The 16891-nt window shown below is 63.9% G+C and carries 13 protein-coding genes; 7 read left to right on the top strand and 6 right to left on the bottom strand.

Annotated elements, in window-relative coordinates; translation table 11 throughout:
* Nucleotides 1-84: 84 nt before the first annotated feature.
* Both B3M58_RS22460 and B3M58_RS22455 read right to left on the bottom strand, forming a co-directional pair.
* Nucleotides 85-978, bottom strand: a complete 894-nt coding sequence (locus B3M58_RS22460) for a GIDE domain-containing protein (RefSeq protein WP_296222623.1) — start codon at nt 976-978, stop codon at nt 85-87.
* Between the two features lie 6 nt (nt 979-984).
* Nucleotides 985-1557: a LemA family protein gene (locus tag B3M58_RS22455; protein ID WP_296222622.1), complete on the bottom strand. Its 573-nt coding sequence runs from the start codon at nt 1555-1557 to the stop codon at nt 985-987.
* A gap of 216 nt (nt 1558-1773) precedes the next feature.
* Between B3M58_RS22455 and B3M58_RS22450 the strand changes: the two genes are divergently transcribed.
* From B3M58_RS22450 to B3M58_RS22420, 7 genes are all read left to right on the top strand, one after another.
* Nucleotides 1774-3108: an imelysin family protein gene (locus B3M58_RS22450; protein WP_296222621.1), complete on the top strand. Its 1335-nt coding sequence runs from the start codon at nt 1774-1776 to the stop codon at nt 3106-3108.
* Nucleotides 3109-3324: 216 nt separating this feature from the next.
* Nucleotides 3325-4701 carry a di-heme oxidoredictase family protein gene (locus tag B3M58_RS22445; RefSeq protein WP_296222637.1) on the top strand — a complete coding sequence of 459 codons (1377 nt, stop codon included), beginning with the start codon at nt 3325-3327 and terminating at the stop codon, nt 4699-4701.
* Nucleotides 4702-4711: 10 nt separating this feature from the next.
* Nucleotides 4712-5773 (top strand): imelysin family protein, encoded by a 1062-nt coding sequence (locus B3M58_RS22440; RefSeq protein WP_296222620.1) that lies wholly within the window; start codon nt 4712-4714, stop codon nt 5771-5773.
* 9 nt (nt 5774-5782) lie between these two features.
* Nucleotides 5783-6907 carry a DUF1513 domain-containing protein gene (locus B3M58_RS22435; RefSeq protein WP_296222634.1) on the top strand — a complete coding sequence of 375 codons (1125 nt, stop codon included), beginning with the start codon at nt 5783-5785 and terminating at the stop codon, nt 6905-6907.
* Nucleotides 6908-7061: 154 nt separating this feature from the next.
* Nucleotides 7062-8684, top strand: coding sequence for a methyl-accepting chemotaxis protein (locus B3M58_RS22430; protein WP_296222619.1), 1623 nt, complete (start codon nt 7062-7064; stop codon nt 8682-8684).
* A gap of 269 nt (nt 8685-8953) precedes the next feature.
* Nucleotides 8954-10102: an efflux RND transporter periplasmic adaptor subunit gene (locus tag B3M58_RS22425; protein ID WP_296222618.1), complete on the top strand. Its 1149-nt coding sequence runs from the start codon at nt 8954-8956 to the stop codon at nt 10100-10102.
* A gap of 27 nt (nt 10103-10129) precedes the next feature.
* A complete protein-coding gene (locus B3M58_RS22420; protein ID WP_296222617.1) occupies nt 10130-13183 on the top strand; it encodes a multidrug efflux RND transporter permease subunit in 3054 nt (1017 codons plus the stop codon).
* Between the two features lie 84 nt (nt 13184-13267).
* Here the strand turns inward: B3M58_RS22420 and B3M58_RS22415 are convergent, their stop codons facing one another.
* The 4 genes from B3M58_RS22415 to B3M58_RS22400 form a co-directional block, all read right to left on the bottom strand.
* Complete coding sequence (locus B3M58_RS22415) at nt 13268-13492, bottom strand: hypothetical protein (RefSeq protein ID WP_296222616.1); 225 nt, start codon at nt 13490-13492, stop codon at nt 13268-13270.
* 525 nt (nt 13493-14017) lie between these two features.
* Complete coding sequence (gene groL / locus B3M58_RS22410; RefSeq protein WP_296222615.1) at nt 14018-15667, bottom strand: chaperonin GroEL; 1650 nt, start codon at nt 15665-15667, stop codon at nt 14018-14020.
* A gap of 56 nt (nt 15668-15723) precedes the next feature.
* Nucleotides 15724-16017 carry a co-chaperone GroES gene (locus tag B3M58_RS22405; protein ID WP_296222613.1) on the bottom strand — a complete coding sequence of 98 codons (294 nt, stop codon included), beginning with the start codon at nt 16015-16017 and terminating at the stop codon, nt 15724-15726.
* A gap of 366 nt (nt 16018-16383) precedes the next feature.
* Entirely contained in the window at nt 16384-16848 is a 465-nt protein-coding gene (locus tag B3M58_RS22400; protein ID WP_296222612.1) for an FxsA family protein, read from the bottom strand.
* Between the last annotated feature and the right edge of the window lie 43 nt (nt 16849-16891).

Here is a 16891-nt window from a genome sequence, read left to right as displayed (position 1 = left end):
TTGAAAACTGAAGATCTTTCGCGGCTAAATCCGCTCCCACGTGACGGCGGGCTTCATCAACAGTTAACGGGTACAGAGCCTTCATTACACCGCCGTCACCCCGAGCAACCAGGCTGTGGCCAGGGCGCCCAACAGGCAGGCCAACGCACCGCCAGCGGCTTGCCAGTAGAACTGCCGCGCCAATTCATCTTCGCCCGCGCACGACAAAATGAACGGCTGCGCCTCGCGCGGTTTACGCAACTGGTGCTGCGCCGGTTGCTGGCTCTGCTGGCGGTGGCGATCTTCGGCCTCCAACTGCGCGGCCAGGCGCACACGGTTCCATTCCAGCTCGTCGAGCTGACCGTTGCTGTCGCTGTCGAAGCGCTGCAACAGGCCGCTAAAATCGCCTTTCCATTCGCGAATCACCGTGTTCTGCGCCGCACGGCTGTCGAGGCCCTGGCGCCCGCCGCCGCTGCTGCAAAAATCGCCGATGGCGTACAGCGGCTGCCCGGCGTGCAAGCGCTCCTCGCTGTAACGGTAACTCTTGCCACTGCCCAGCCAGGCCAATAAGCCACTTTTGGCCGGCCCACGCGGGTGGCGCAGGTTGCCTTTCCACACCTCACGGGTCGCCGGCCGTACGTGCGCCCCACGCGGGTCGATCAGGCAGCGGCCGGTGCTGTCATCCAGCAGCAGCCAGGCCTCGCTACTACCACTTTCGACGACGCGCCAGGTGCGATTTTTGCCACTGCACTGGTACTCCTCGATCTTGAACCGCCACCACAGACACGGTTTGCCCGTTAGCGGGCCGACCACCGCGCTATCCGCCTGCTCATGCAGCACGCCGTAGAACTCGGCATAGCCCTGCGCCGCCGAGCGGATTTTCGAGGTCGGCGTATCCAGCAAATGCCGCGCCTGCACCAAGCGGCGCAGGCACCACCAGGCACCACCGGCCGTGGCGCCAACACTGAACGCCAGACTGAGCAACTGCCCTTCAAGCACCACGGCTCAGCTGAACAGCGCGTTGAGGTCGACGTCGGCCTTTTCCGCCTCGCTGAACTCCAGCAACTCGGCCGCCTGGAAGCCGAACGCGCGGGCGATCAGCACATCGGGAAACTGCTCGATGCGCACGTTGTTCAGGTTGACCGCCTCGTTATACAGCTCGCGGCGGTCGGCGATACCGTGCTCCAGACCACTGATGCGCTGTTGCAAGTGCTGGAAACTGTCGTTGGCCTTCAGCTCCGGGTAGTTCTCGGCCAACGCGAACAGCTGGCTAAGGCCCGCGCGCAGGCCGCTTTCCGCCTGCCCAAGGGCGCCGATGTCGCCCTTCTCGCGGGCGCTGGACACCGCCTGGCGCGCCGCGATCACCCGCTCCAGCGTGGTGCGCTCGTGCTGCATGTACTGTTTGCAGGTTTCCACCAGCTTGGGCAGCTCCTCGTGGCGCTGCTTGAGCAGCACATCGATATTCGCCCAGGCCTTGCTCACCCCGTGCTTCAAGCGCACCAGGCCGTTGTAGAGGCTCACCGCGTAGGCGGCGAGCAGAATCAGAATCACGAGAACGGCGACGCTGGTGAGGCTCATGCGGTTTTCTCCATAACGACGGACCATAACGGCGGCAGGCAGATGTGTGCTGGCATTCTAGCGGCATCGCCTGCGCGGCACGGAGACCCCGCGCACGAGATTTATGCGATTTAGGTACAACGACCCTTTGCGCAAAATGCAAATCTTTCGCATTATGTTGCAGTTTTTCGTGCGCAGCCGCGTACGTCTCTCACTTCCCACGCAAAGGACTTCGTCATGATTCGTATGCCCCTGGCTTCAGCCAGCCTGCTGGCCATTGCTATTTCCCTCGCCGGTTGCGGCGAAGACAAGGCGCCTGCCAGCCAAGCCGCGGCGCCTGCCGCCACCAGCGCCAGCGCACCAGTCGCAGCGTCCAAGCAGATCGACGAAGCCGCCGCCAAAGCGGTAGTCGCGCATTACGCCGACCTGGCCCTGGCCGTGTTCAGCGATGCCGCCAGCACCGGCAAAGCCCTGCAAAGCGCCATCGACGCCCTGCTCACCACCCCGAATGACGACACCCTGAAAGCCGCCCGCGAAGCCTGGCTGGCCGCACGCGTGCCGTACATGCAGACGGAAGTATTCCGTTTCGGCAACGCCGTGGTCGACGACTGGGAAGGCCAACTGAACGCCTGGCCGCTGGACGAAGGCCTGATCGACTACGTCGCCAGCGACTACCAGCACGCGCTGGGCAACCCAGGCGCCAGCGCCAATATCATCGCCAACACCGCGCTGCAGGTCGGCGAAGACCAGCTCGATGTCACCACCATCACCCCGGAACTGCTGGCCAGCCTGAATGAACTGGGCGGCTCCGAAGCCAACGTCGCCACCGGCTACCATGCCATCGAATTCCTGCTCTGGGGCCAGGACCTCAACGGCAGCGGCCCAGGTGCCGGCGAGCGTCCGGCCAGCGACTTCGTGGTCGGTGAAGGCGCTACCGGTGGCAACAACGAGCGCCGTCGCGCGTTCATCAAGGCGGCTACCGACCTGCTGGTCAGCGACCTCGATGCCATGGTTGTGCAGTGGCAGGCCGGCAATGCCGACAACTACCGCGCTACGCTTGAAGCCGAGTCGGCCGAAAACGGCCTGCGCAAGATGCTCTTCGGCATGGGCAGCCTGTCCCTCGGCGAACTGGCCGGCGAGCGCATGAAGGTCGCGCTGGAAGCCAACTCCACCGAAGACGAGCACGACTGCTTCAGCGACAACACCCACAACTCGCACTTCTACAACGGCAAAGGTATTCGTAACGTTTACCTGGGCGAGTACCAGAAAGTCGACGGCACCACCCTGACCGGCCCGAGCCTGTCCTCCCTGGTCGCCAAGGCCGACGCCGCAGCGGACAACACCCTGAAAGCCGACCTCGAAGCCACTGAAGGCAAGCTGCAGGCTCTGGTCGCCAGCGCTAACAATGGCAAGCACTTCGATCAGCTGATCGCCGCCGACAACGCCGAAGGCCAGCAGATCGTGCGTGACGCCATCGCCGCGCTGGTCAAGCAGACCGGTGCGATCGAGCAGGCGGCCGGTAAGCTGGGCATCAGCGATCTGAATCCGGATACCGCTGACCACCAGTTCTAAGGAAACGCTGGGCAAAAGCCGATGCGATCGCAAGATCGCATCGGCTTTTTTCTGCCTGCCATGTGACTACAGCAGTTTTTCAACAGCCCGCTAACGCAAATCCGTCTTATTTAAATTAAGTTAGCCTGCTAAGATTGCCGCCCTGATGTCTCTTGCGGATCTTTGTCGATGCTTGTGCTGTTCCGTCGTCTACGGCCGTTGCCGGCCGTGTGCCTGATGCTCGGCCTGGTCGCCTGTGACCAGGCGCCGCGCTTCACCGCCGCCGAACCTGGCGAGGCGCTTTCCGCCGGCAGCACCACGGTGTTCAAGCGCGACCACAACGCCTTCTCCCTGCCCTCGGCCAACCTCGCGCCGAGCCGGCGCCTGGATTTCAGCGTCGGCAACAGCTTTTTCCGCAACCCCTGGGTGATCGCCCCCGCGACCACCACCGCCCGCGACGGCCTCGGCCCCCTGTTCAACACCAACGCCTGCCAGAACTGCCACATCAAGGATGGTCGCGGCCACCCGCCTGGGCCGGACGCGGTCAGTGCCGCCTCGATGCTGGTACGTCTGTCGCTGCCCGCCGGCGCCGAACACGCCGAGGTGCTCAAGCGCCTGGGCGTCGTCCCCGAGCCCAGCTATGGCGCGCAGCTGCAAGACATGGCCAACCCCGGCGTCGCCCCCGAGGGCAAGGTGCGGGTCAGCTACACCACGCAAACCGTGGCGTTTGCCGATGGCAGCACGGTCGAGCTGCGCCACCCGAGCTTGCAGATCAGTCAGCTCGGCTACGGCGCGCTGCACCCGCACACGCAATTCTCCGCGCGTATCGCGCCGCCGATGATTGGCCTGGGCCTGCTCGAAGCGATTCCCGAGGCGGCAATCCTGGCCAATGCCGACCCGCAAGATGCCGATGGCGATGGTATTTCCGGGCGCGCCAACCGGGTCTGGGACGATGCCCGGCAACAGACCGCACTCGGTCGCTTCGGCTGGAAAGCCGGGCAACCGACGCTCAACCAGCAGAACGCCCACGCCTTCGCCAACGACATGGGCTTGACCAGCCGCCTGCTGCCGCACGACCAGTGCACGCTGGCGCAAAGCGACTGCCGGGCCGCGCCGCATGGCGGCGAGCCGGAAGTCAGCGACACGATTCTCGCCAGCGTGCTGTTCTACAGCCGCAACCTGGCGGTGCCGGCGCGGCGCCAGGTCGACGACGCTCAGGTGCTGGCCGGCAAGAGCCTGTTCCATCAAGCCGGCTGCCAGGGCTGCCACACCCCGCAATTCACCACCGCCAGCGACGCCGCCGAACCGGAGCTGGCCAACCAGACGATTCGCCCCTATACCGACCTGTTGCTGCACGACATGGGCCCAGGGCTGGCGGACAACCGCGCCGAGTTCCTCGCCAATGGCCGCGAATGGCGCACGCCGGCGCTGTGGGGCATCGGCCTGACCGAGACGGTCAACGGGCATACCCAGTTCCTGCATGACGGCCGCGCGCGCAACCTGCTGGAAGCCATCGTCTGGCACGGCGGCGAAGCCGAGCAGGCAAAACAACAGGTGCTGACCTTCACCGCCGACGAGCGCGCCGCGCTGTTGGCCTTTTTGAACTCGCTGTAAGGAGCCACCCATGATCCGCTCGTCGTTCACCCTCGCCCTGCTGGGCCTGGCGCTCAGCGCCTGCACCCCGACCGACCCGCAGCAGCAGGTCAGCGCCGCGTTGGCCGATGGCGTGTTGCTGCCGGCTTACAGCACCTGGGCCGAGGCCGACCGGCAACTGGCCGGCAGCGGCCAGGCCTTCTGTGCCGGCACCCAGGATCTGAGCGAGGCGCGCCAGGCGTTCCTCGCGGCGCAAAGTGCCTGGGCGGGCTTGCAGCCCTTGCTGCTCGGCCCGCTGGCCGAAGGCAACCGCGCCTGGCAAGTGCAGTTCTGGCCGGACAAGAAGAACCTGGTGGCGCGCCAGGTGGAGGCGCTGATCAAGAGCAAACCGGCGTTGACCCCCGCCGACCTGGATAAATCCAGCGTGGTGGTGCAAGGCCTGACCGCCTACGAATACCTGCTGTTCGACCCGGCCATCGACCTTAACGACGCCACGCAAAAAGCCCGCTACTGCCCGCTGCTCAGCGCCATCGGCCAGCACCAGCAAGTCCTCGCCGCCGACGTATTGACCCAGTGGCAGGCCAAGGACGGCATGGCCGCACAGCTGCAGAGCTTCCCCAATGCGCGTTACGCCGAACCCGCCGAAGCGGTGGCCGAGCTGCTGCGCACCCAGGTCAGCGCCATCGACGGCCTGAAGAAAAAACTCGGCACCCCGCTCGGCCGCCAGAGCAAAGGTCAACCGCAGCCGTACCAGGCCGAAGCCTGGCGCAGCAAGGCCAGCCTGGCCAACCTCGCCGCCAGCCTGGCCAGCGCCGAGCGCATCTGGCATGGCGCCGAACAGGATGGCGTGCAGGCCCTGCTCGGCAGCGACCAAACCGACCTCAAGCAACGCCTCGACGCCGCCTACAGCGACACCCGTCAGCGCCTGGCCGCACTGGAGCGTCCGCTGGGCGAACTGCTCGGCGATGCCGCCGGCCGCGAAGAGCTGAACGCGCTGTACGACAGCCTCAACGCCTTGCATCGTCTGCATGAAGCCGAACTGGCGAAAACCCTGGGCATTCAACTGGGCTTCAACGCCCACGACGGCGACTGAACCATGCAGATCAACCGCAGGGCCTTCCTCGGCCTCACCGGCGCGGCGCTGGCCGCCACGGCAGCGGCCGCCGGCACTCTTGGCGGCTGGACGTTGATGCACAACGACGCACAACCGCTGCTGCTGTCGGCGCGCAACGATGCCGCCGGTCGGCATTACGCCGTGGGCTACCGCCTGGATGGCAGCCAGGTGTTCGCCACCGCGGTCAACGAGCGTTGTCATGACGTGGTGCCGCACCCGAGCCTGCCGCTGGCGCTGTTCGTCGGTCGCCGGCCGAGCACCCAGAGCTACCTGATCGACACCCGCGACGGCCGTCTGCTGCACACCCTGCACACACCAGCGCACCGGCATTTCTACGGCCATGCGGTGTTCCACCGCAATGGCGAGTGGCTGTACGCCACCGAGAACGACACCAGCGACCCCGGTCGCGGGGTGATCGGCGTCTACCGTCTCGCCGGTCAGCGCCCGGAAAACCGGCGCCTGCAGCGCAACGGTGAGCTGTCCAGCCATGGCGTCGGCCCGCACCAGTTGCTGTGGATGCCCGACGGCGACACCCTGGTAATCGCCAATGGCGGCATCCGTACCGAAGCCGACAGCCGCGTGGAAATGAACCTCGACGCCATGGAGGCCAGCCTGGTGCTGCTCGGCCGCGACGGCACGCTGCACAGCAAGGAGCAGTTGCCCGAACGGATGAACAGCGTGCGCCACCTGGCGGTCGCCAGCGATGGCACCGTGGTCAGCGGCCAGCAGTACATGGGCGAAGCCAGCGATGCCGCGCCGCTGCTGGCGATCAAACGACCGGGGCAGGCGTTCCAGGCGTTCCCACTGGGCGAAGCGCAGCGCCTGGCGATGAATCAATACACCGCCAGCGTGGCGATCCATAGCGAACTGCGCCTGCTGGCGTTGACCGCGCCACGCGGTAACCGGGTATTCATCTGGGATCTGGACAGCGCCGCGCTGCGTCTCGACGCGCCGCTGCCCGACTGCGCCGGTGTCGGCGCGGTCGCCGAGGGCTTCGTGGTCAGCTCGGGCCAGGGGCGCTGCCGTCTGTATGACTGTCGCAGCGCGCAGATCGCCACCCGCCCGCTGCAACTGCCCGCCGGGCTGTGGGACAACCACCTGCGCCTGGCGTAGACGCGCCAACACACGCCGCCGCTCAAGAGCGGCGGCGCCAGACCGACCTATACTTCTGCCAGCCGTCGCGCCACAGCGCCACATGGACGTCATCTCAGCGCATTACCCTGGACGGCTCGGCAACCCTTCCACCCGTTCTTTCGAGGCGTCGACCATGTCCTTGCAGCGTTCCCTGCGCGCACAAATTCTCACCCTGCTCGGCGGCAGCCTGCTGCTGATCCTGCTGATCGCCCTGGCGTGCTTCAGCTTTCTCTCCAATGGCATCCAGTCTTACCGTGGCCTGGTCGACGGCACGCTACAGGCCTCGCGCCTGGTGGACAGCGCCAACCTCGAATTCAAGGTGCAGGTACAGGAGTGGAAAAACGTCCTGTTGCGCGGCAAGAACCCCGCCGACCTGGAGAAATACTGGGCGCAGTTCCAGGCCCAGGAGAGCAAGGTGCAGGCCCTACTCGCGCAGCTTGCCGAGCAGCAACAAGACGCCGACCTGAAAACCCAGGTCGAACGCCTGCGCCGTGAACACCAGACCATGGGCAGCGCTTACCGCAAGGGCCGTGACGCCTTTCTCGCCGCAGGTGCCGAGCCGACTGCCGGCGATGCCGCGGTCAAAGGCATCGACCGCGCCGCCAGCGAACAGATGACCACCCTGGTCAAGCAACTCAGCCAGCGTGGCCAGGAGCAGTCCGTGGCCATCAGCGCTGCCGCCAGCCAGACGGTCCAGCTCGGCTTGGCGGTGATGCTGGTGTCCAGCCTGCTGATCGGCTTGTTCAGCCTGTGGCTGGTCAACCGCAGCCTGATCAACCCGATCCGCGAGTTGATCGAGCACATCGCCCAACTCAGCCGCGGCAACTTCGGCCAGCGCGTCGACACCAGCCGCCGCGACGAACTCGGCCGTCTGGCCGTGGCCGCCAACACCCTGCGTGACTTCCTCGCCGACACCTTCAGCCGCCTGCAACGCAGCACCGCCGACCTGGACAACGCCAGCGGCGAACTCAACGCCATCGCCACGCTGATGGCCCAAGGCACCCGCGAGCAATTCCAGCGTACCGATCAGGTCGCCACGGCCATGCACGAAATGTCCGCCACTGCCCAGGAAGTCGCGCGCCATGCGGCCGAAGCCGCGCACGCGGCAGACGACGCGGACCGCTCGGCGCAACAGGGCGAGCAGGTCATGCAATCGACCATCCACACCATCACCGGCATGCGCGGCGAGATCGCCAACACCGCCGCCGTCATCCGCCGCCTGGAAAGCGACAGCGGGCGCATCGGCAAGGTCCTCGAAGTGATTCGCGGCATCGCCGAACAGACCAACCTGCTGGCGCTGAATGCCGCCATCGAGGCCGCGCGTGCCGGCGACGCCGGGCGCGGTTTCGCGGTGGTCGCCGACGAGGTGCGCACCCTGGCCCAGCGCACCGCCGAATCCACCGCGGAAATCCACCAGATCATCGACACCGTGCAAACCGGCGCAGTGAATGCCGTGCGCGCCATCGAGAGCGGGCAGAGCCGCAGCGAAGAAGGCGTCGAACAGGTCACCGCTGCCGGCGCCATGCTGCAACGCATCACTACCGCCATCGAAGCGATCCGCGACATGAACCGGCAGATCGCCACCGCCGCCGAAGAGCAGACCTCGGTGGCCGAGGACATTTCGCGCAACCTCACCGAGATCACCGCCATCGCCACCACCAACCAGGAAAACGTGCAACGCACCGAAGCCGCCAGCCAAAACCTGCATGCCTTGTCCGGCCAGCTCAGCGAGGTCACCCAACGCCTCAGCGCCTGATTGCCATGACGCCGCTGCGCCACCCAAGCAGCGGCGTCAGCGCTTCGCCGAGCCGAGCCGAGCCGAGCCGAGCCGGTAAGTGGCACCGATAAAGCGGGCAAATTGCCAGCATCTACGGGCAATTTCGGTGATTTATCGGACACTTCGTTGCGTAAATCCGCCCTCGCAATCTTTTGCAAATCCGCCTCTTTGACTTGCCTCCACAGGGGTACTAATGTGCCCGTCTTGCCTATTCCCAGGCCCCATTTGCCTTGCCAAGGAACCGGAATATGTTGCTCCGCCGCATGCTCATCATGCTGGGCGTCGTCGCCCTCGTGGTGCTCGCCCTCGCCGCCTACAAAGGCTTGTCGATTTATCAACAGGTGCAGCAGTTCTCGGTACCGCAGCCCGCCATCAGCGTGGCCGCGGCGCAGGCTATCGAGCGCCCATGGCAGAGCCGCCTGCCGGCCATCGGCACGCTGAAGGCCTTTCAGGGTGTCGACCTGACCGTGGAAGTCGGCGGCACCGTAAGCGACGTACTGTTTCTCTCCGGCGAGAAAATCAGCCTCAAGCAGCCGCTGATCCAGATGGACAGCGCCGTCGAACAGGCCAGCCTGGCCACCGCCGAGGCCGAACTGGGCCTGGCGCGCGTCGAGTTCGAGCGGGGCCGCAGCCTGGTCAGCCGTTCGAACATTTCCAAGAGCGAGTTCGACCGCCTGTCCGCCGAACTGCAAAAGGCCAACGCCAGCGTCGCCCAACTCAAAGCCCTGCTGGGGAAAAAGCGCATCCTCGCACCGTTCGCCGGCACCATCGGCATCCGCCAGGTCGATGTCGGCGACTACCTGTCCTCCGGCACCACCATCGCGACCTTGCAGGACCTGTCCAGGCTGTTCGTCGACTTCTTCCTGCCGGAGCAAGCCGTGCCCAAACTGGCCATCGGCGAACGCGTGCGCTTCAGCGTCGCGGCGTATCCCGGCGAAGTGTTCGAAGGCGCCATCGCCGCGATCAACCCCAAGGTCGAAGACACCACGCGCAACGTGCAGGTGCGCGCGATGCTGGATAACCCGGACCACAAGTTGCTGCCGGGCATGTTCGCCAACCTGGAAGTGTTGCTGCCAGGCGAGCAGACCGTGGTGGTGGTGCCGGAAACCGCGATCACCTACACCCTCTACGGCAACTCGGTGTACGTGGTCGGCGAGAAGCAAGGCGACGACGGCCAGGTGGTCAAAGACGCCAAAGGCCAGGCCGAGTTGATGGTCGAGCGACGCTTCGTCGAAACCGGCGAGCGCCGCGAAGGCCAGGTGGTGATCCACAAGGGCCTGGCGGCTGGCGAGCAGGTGGTCACCGCCGGCCAGCTCAAGCTGGATAACGGCGCCCATGTCGCCATCGCCGCCGACCCGGCCAACGCCGCAAACAGCCAGCCCGGCGTCGCGCAATAAGCGACGCCGGCGTAAAGGAACTGACTCATGGCTTTTACCGATCCGTTTATCCGTCGCCCGGTACTGGCGACGGTGGTCAGCCTGCTGATTATCCTGCTCGGCTTGCAGGCGTTCAGCAAACTGACCATCCGCCAGTACCCGCAGATGGAGAACGCCCTGATCACGGTGACCACCGCCTACCCCGGGGCCAACGCCGAGACCATTCAGGGCTACATCACCCAGCCGCTGCAACAGAGCCTGGCCAGCGCCGAGGGCATCGACTACATGACCTCGGTGAGCCGGCAAAACGTGTCGATCATCTCGATCTACGCGCGCATCGGCGCCGATAGCGACCGTTTGTTCACCGAACTGCTGGCCAAGGCCAACGAGGTGAAGAACCAGCTGCCACAGGATGCCGAAGACCCGGTACTGAGCAAGGAGGCGGCCGACGCCTCGGCGTTGATGTACATCAGTTTCTACAGCGATGAACTCTCCAACCCGCAGATCACCGATTACCTGTCACGGGTGATCCAGCCCAAGCTGGCGACGCTGCCCGGCATGGCCGAGGCGGAAATCCTCGGCAACCAGGTGTTCGCCATGCGCCTGTGGCTCGACCCGGTGAAGATGGCCGCCTACAGCGTCACCGCCAGCGACGTCAACGACGCGGTGCGCGAGTACAACTTCCTCGCCGCCGCCGGTGAGGTGAAGGGCGAGTACGTGGTCACCAGCATCAATGCCGAGACCGATCTGAAGTCCGCCGAGGCCTTCGCCGCCATTCCGCTGAAGACCGTGGGCGACAGCCGTGTGCTGCTGCGCGATGTGGCGCGAGTGGAGATGGGCGCGGAAAACTACGACTCGATCAGCTCGTTCGACGGCACGCCGTCGGTGTATATCGGCATCAAGGGCACGCCGAGCGCCAACCCGCTGGACGTGATCAAGGAAGTACGCAAGATCATGCCGGAGCTGGAGGCCCAGTTGCCGCCGAACCTGAAAGTCTCCATCGCCTACGACGCCACCCTGTTTATCCAGGCCTCGATCGACGAAGTGGTGAAGACCCTCGGCGAAGCGGTGCTGATCGTCATCGTCGTGGTGTTCCTGTTCCTCGGTGCGTTCCGCTCGGTGCTGATCCCGGTGATCACCATCCCGCTGTCGATGATCGGCGTGCTGTTCTTCATGCAACTGATGGGCTACTCGATCAACCTGCTGACCCTGCTGGCCATGGTCTTGGCCATCGGCCTGGTGGTGGACGACGCCATCGTCGTGGTGGAGAACATCCACCGGCATATCGAGGACGGCAAGACGCCGTTCGACGCAGCCATCGAAGGCGCGCGGGAGATCGCCGTGCCGGTGGTGTCGATGACCGTCACCCTGGCGGCGGTGTACGCGCCCATCGGCTTCCTCGAAGGCCTCACCGGGGCACTGTTCAAGGAGTTCGCCCTGACCCTGGCGGGCGCGGTGATCATCTCCGGCATCGTCGCCCTGACGCTGTCGCCGATGATGTGCGCCAAGCTGCTGCGCCACGAGGAAAATCCCTCGGGTTTGGCGCACAAGCTCGACCAGATCTTCGAGCGCCTGAAACGCAGTTATCAGCGCACCTTGCATGGCACCCTGAACACCCGGCCGGTGGTGGTGGTGTTCGCCATGATCGTCATGTGCCTGATTCCGGTGCTGCTCAGCTTCACCAAAAGCGAGCTGGCGCCGGAAGAGGACCAGGGCATCATCTTTATGATCGCCAATGCGCCGCAGCCAACCAACCTGGAGTACCTGAACAGGTACACCGACGAGTTCGTGGCGATCTTCAAGGAATTCCCCGAGTACTACTCGTCGTTCCAGATCAATGGCTTCAACGGCGTGCAGTCGGGCATCGGCGGCTTCCTGCTGACGCCCTGGGACGACCGCGAACGCACCCAGATGGAGATTCTCCCCGAGGTGCAAGGGCGCCTGGCGCAAATCCCCGGTTTGCAAATCTTCGGCTTCAACCTGCCCTCCTTGCCCGGCACCGGCAGCGGCCTGCCGTTCCAGTTCGTGATCAACACGCCGAACGATTACGAGTCGCTGTTACAGGTCACCGAGAAGATCAAGCAACGCGCCGAGCAGTCTGGCAAGTTCGCCTTCCTCGATGTCGACCTGGCGTTCGACAAACCGGAAGTGGTGGTCGAGATCGACCGCGAGAAAGCCGCGCAGATGGGCGTGTCGATGCAGGATCTCGGCCTGACCCTGGCCAGCCTGCTCGGCGAAGGCGAGATCAATCGCTTCACCATCGACGGGCGCAGCTACAAGGTGATCGCCCAGGTCGAGCGCGCCTACCGCGACAATCCGGGCTGGCTCGGCAGCTACTACGTGAAGAGCGAGAGCGGCGCGATGCTGCCGTTGTCGACCCTGATCAGCGTCAGCGACCGTGCCCGACCAACCCAGCTGAACCAGTTCCAGCAGCTCAACTCGGCGATCATTCAGGGCTTCCCGATCGTCAGCATGGGCGAGGCAATCGAGGCGGTACAACAGATCGCCGAGGAGGAAGCCCCCGCCGGTTTCGCCTTTGACTATGCCGGTGCCTCGCGCCAGTACGTGCAGGAAGGCAGCGCGCTGTACGTGACCTTCGGCCTGGCCCTGGCCTTGATCTTCCTGGTGCTGGCGGCGCAGTTCGAGAGCTTCCGCGATCCGCTGGTGATCCTGGTCACCGTGCCGCTGTCGATCTGTGGCGCGCTGATCCCGCTGTTCCTCGGCTTCTCCAGCATGAACATCTACACCCAGGTGGGCTTGGTGACGCTGATCGGCCTGATCACCAAACACGGCATCCTGATCGTCGAGTTCGCCAACCAACTGCGCCGCGACAAAGGCCTGTCGCGCCGCGAAGCGGTCGAGGAAGCGGCGGCGATTCGCCTGCGTCCGGTGTTGATGACCACCGCGGCGATGGTCTTCGGCATGGTGCCGCTGATCCTCGCCAGCGGCGCTGGTGCGGTGAGCCGCTTCGACATCGGCCTGGTGATCGCCACCGGCATGTCGGTCGGCACGCTGTTCACCCTGTTCGTGCTGCCCTGCGTGTACAGCCTACTGGCCCAGCCCGATGCAAAACCGCTAGCGCAGTCGGTCGGCGCAGGCTGATCGGTCACTCCGCTGAGCGCTAGAAAGCAGAAAGCCCCGCAATTGCGGGGCTTTCCTTTGGGCCTGATTTTTAGCTGTGCTTTTTCAACCCTGGGAACGCATGCCCTGGGACAGGCCGAACATAAACAACAGCAAGTCTTGGTCCGGCCGCAACTGCTCGACCACGCGGGCCTGCGGCGGTAACGGGCAGTAGCCCAAACCGTTTTGGGTCAGCACTTCAGGGCTCGACTCTTGCCAGGCGGCGGCCGCGATCGAGGCCACGCCAAGCGCAGCAACGAAAAACAAACCTCGTGCGATTTCTAACTTCATCACTGCAACCTCTTGATAGCGCTGCCAAACGCTGTTTGCTAACCCTAGATCACTGATTACCCGCACGACGCCTTACACGACGAACGGTAACCGCCTACATACCCAGGCTTGCCGGGGCGGCTCATTCACACCAGCAGCGTTGGAGCAACGCCGGCCGCAATGGTTCCGCAACGCACCAGTAACACTCGCCAGTCACCTTACTGCCCACTGTTGTTGCCGGCCTGCCGTACCACGCAGTAACAGACCAACGGCCAGGCAAGCGCAAAAACAGTCGCAAAAAAATTCACCGTCACGCGGATAACCGCATGCCAGAGCACATCCCAGTGAGATAAAGCCGAAGAAGCCGAGCGGTGCAGACAGCACCCTAGCCAACTGACGCGCACCAATCCGATAGCGCAGTTAAACCTAAGCAATTGGCATACCGGCTTTTCCAGCAGCACCCGCCTGAGCTTTTGATTCACCCAGAAAAACGAAAACCCCGCGACAAGCGCGGGGTTTTCGGTGCAACTCAGGGTGCCGGCTGGCTTACATCATGCCGCCCATGCCACCCATACCGCCCATGCCGCCCATATCAGGCATGCCGGCGCCGCCCTTCTCTTCAACCACTTCGGCGATCATCGCTTCGGTGGTGATCATCAGGCTGCCAATGGACGCAGCTGCTTGCAGCGCCGAACGGGTGACCTTGGCCGGATCGAGAATACCCATCTCGATCATGTCGCCGTAGGTGTCGGTTGCGGCGTTGAAGCCGTAGTTGCCCGAACCCTGCTTGACCTTGTCGACCACTACGCTTGGCTCGCCGCCAGCGTTGGAAACGATCTGACGCAGCGGTGCTTCGACAGCACGACGCAGCAACGCGATACCCACGTCCTGATCGGCGTTGTCGCCTTTCAGCTCGCTGATGGCCTGCAGAGCGCGCACCAGTGCTACGCCACCGCCAGGTACCACGCCTTCTTCAACGGCTGCGCGGGTCGCGTGCAGGGCGTCGTCAACGCGGGCTTTCTTCTCTTTCATTTCAACTTCGGTGCCGGCACCGACTTTGATCACCGCAACACCGCCAGCCAGCTTGGCCAGACGCTCTTGCAGCTTCTCTTTGTCGTAGTCGGACGAGGTGTCTTCAACCTGCTTGCGGATCTGCGCAACGCGGGCTTCGATATCAGCCTGAACGCCAGCACCGTCGATGATGGTGGTGTTCTCTTTGCTCAGGATCACACGCTTGGCGTTACCCAGGTGCTCCAGGGTGGCGCTTTCCAGGCTCAGACCGATCTCTTCGGAGATGACGGTACCGCCAGTCAGAACGGCGATGTCCTGCAGCATGGCCTTGCGACGATCACCGAAGCCCGGTGCCTTGACGGCTGCGACTTTGACGATGCCACGCATGTTGTTGACGACCAGGGTAGCCAGGGCTTCGCCCTCAACGTCTTCGGCAACGATCAGCAGCGGACGACCGGCTTTGGCAACGGCTTCCAGCACCGGCAGCATTTCGCGGATGTTGGAGATTTTCTTGTCGACCAGCAGGATCAGCGGGCCGTCGAGTTCGGCGACCATGGTGTCCGGCTTGTTGATGAAGTACGGCGACAGGTAGCCACGGTCGAACTGCATGCCTTCAACAACCGACAGTTCGTTTTCCAGGCCCGAGCCTTCTTCAACGGTGATCACGCCTTCTTTACCGACTTTTTCCATGGCTTCGGCAATGATTTCGCCGATGGAGCTGTCGGAGTTAGCGGAGATCGAACCCACCTGAGCGATGGCTTTAGTGTCAGCGCAAGGCTTGGACAGCTTCTTCAGCTCAGCAACGATGGCGATGGTCGCCTTGTCGATACCGCGCTTGAGGTCCATCGGATTCATGCCGGCAGCGACGGCTTTCAGGCCTTCGTTGACGATGGCTTGAGCCAGAACGGTGGCGGTGGTGGTGCCGTCGCCAGCGTCATCGTTGGCACGCGAAGCAACGTCTTTAACCAGCTGCGCACCCATGTTCTCGAAGCGATCTTTCAGCTCGATTTCTTTGGCAACGGAAACGCCGTCCTTGGTGATGGTCGGAGCGCCGAAGCTCTTCTCGATGATCACGTTACGGCCTTTCGGGCCGAGGGTCGCTTTAACCGCGTCAGCCAGGACGTTGACACCGGCGAGCATTTTCTTACGGGCGGAGTCGCCGAATTTAACTTCTTTAGCAGCCATGATGATGATTCCTCAAATTCGTTTGGGTAGAACGCAGTGCGGTGTGCAGGCGGAAATCAGGCTTCGACAACGGCCAGGATTTCGCTCTCGCCCATCACCAGCAGGTCTTCGCCGTCGACTTTGACGGTGTTGCTGCCGGAGTAAGGGCCAAACACCACTTTGTCGCCGACTTTAACGGCCAGTGGGCGCACTTCGCCGTTGTCCAGCACGCGACCGGTGCCAACAGCGACGATTTCGCCCTGGTTCGGCTTCTCGGCAGCGGAACCTGGCAGCACGATGCCGCCTGCGGTTTTGGTCTCTTCTTCGCTGCGACGAATTACGACGCGGTCATGCAGAGGACGAAGCTTCATTGTCGATCTCTCCCAATTAGGTGGTTTACAGCGGCCGGCACGTTGACCGGCGGGTTAGCAAAGCCCGGCAGTGCCGGTTGCGTTGCACGAGGCACAACGCGGAAGTCTGTTCTGCCGAAACCGACAGAAAACCTTGCGGTGACCGCTACATAAGGGCGCGCCAGGGTATTTCAAGGGTAATCGATGATTTTTTTTACGCGTCAGAGCGACTCGCAGCAACTATCGGCATGGGCTTTAGCGAGCGGCGCAACGGATGAATCATGCAAGCCTTCGCGGCATACCCGCGCCCTCATCCAGCGCTTCGCGCCAGCGTCTCCCGGCGGGAGACGGTCATAGAAGAGGTGGCGGCGCTGCGCGCCTTTCAGATTAATCGCGGCGCTCGTACTCGCCTTCCAACACATTCGGTCGGGCCGCACTCGGACGGTGTTGCCCGGTACGCGCGGCCAGGTCATCGGCAAAAGCGCGCTGACGCATAGCTTGTTCGGCGGCGCGCAGGCGCACCTTATTCACCAGCATGCGACGGGTGAACGGGATCAGGCACAGCACCCCGAAGATATCGCTGATAAATCCCGGCAGCAGCAGCAAACCGCCACCAACGGCAATCAGCAAGCCTTCGAGCATTTCCTGCTCGGGCAGTTCGCCGCGCGCCAATTTCTCGCGCGCACGCCACGCCGTGGCAACACCGGCGACACGCAGCAGAACGCTGCCAAGCACCGCGGTACCGATCACCAGCAACAGGGTCGGCAAAACGCCGATCATGCTGCCGACCTGAATCAACAGCGCCAGTTCGATGATCGGAAACAGCAGAAATAACAACAGAAAAGCACGCATCAAGGGTTCCTTCGCGGAAGAACAGCTTCCAGTTAATGAGAAG

The sequence above is a fragment of the Pseudomonas sp. UBA2684 genome, from assembly GCA_002354655.1.
Classification (GTDB): Bacteria; Pseudomonadota; Gammaproteobacteria; order Pseudomonadales; family Pseudomonadaceae; genus Aquipseudomonas.
The sequence above is the reverse complement of the archived record's forward strand: the minus strand, read 5'-3'. Positions and strand labels throughout refer to the sequence as shown.